Consider the following 573-nt stretch of genomic DNA (forward strand, 5'->3'; position numbering starts at 1 on the left):
ATCCGGATCGTCGAAGCCCTTGTCGATGCCGAGCTTGCGGTTGATCTTGTAGCGACCGACCTTGGCGAGGTCGTAGCGCTTCGGGTTGAAGTACATGTTGTCCAGCAGCTGCTGGGCAGCGTCCACCGTGGGCGGTTCTCCCGGGCGCAGCTTGCGGTAGATGTCCAGCAGAGCGTCCTCGCGGGTCTCCGTGGTGTCCTTCTCCAGGGTGGCGCGGATGGAGTCGAATTCGCCGAACTCCTCCAGGATCTTGGACTCGGTCCAGCCCAGCGCCTTGTGCAGCACGGTCACGGACTGCTTGCGCTTGCGGTCCAGACGCACGCCGACCTGGTCACGCTTGTCGATCTCGAGTTCGAACCAGGCGCCGCGGGACGGGATGATCTTCGCGGAGAAGATGTCCTTGTCCGAGGTCCGGTCCTGGCCCTTCTCGAAGTAGGCACCAGGGGAACGCACCAGCTGGGACACGACGACACGCTCGGTGCCGTTGATCACGAACGTGCCCTTGTCGGTCATGAGCGGGAAGTCGCCCATGAACACGGTCTGCTGCTTGATCTCACCCGTGGTGTTGTTCAT

General features: G+C 62.7%; 1 pseudogene. It reads right to left on the reverse strand.

The features are described 5' to 3' along the window. Positions 1–573, reverse strand: a pseudogene (locus GTW58_RS13705) (DNA-directed RNA polymerase subunit beta); the annotation flags it as partial.

This window comes from Kocuria subflava (assembly GCF_012163155.1).
Classification (GTDB): Bacteria; Actinomycetota; Actinomycetes; order Actinomycetales; family Micrococcaceae; genus Kocuria; species Kocuria subflava.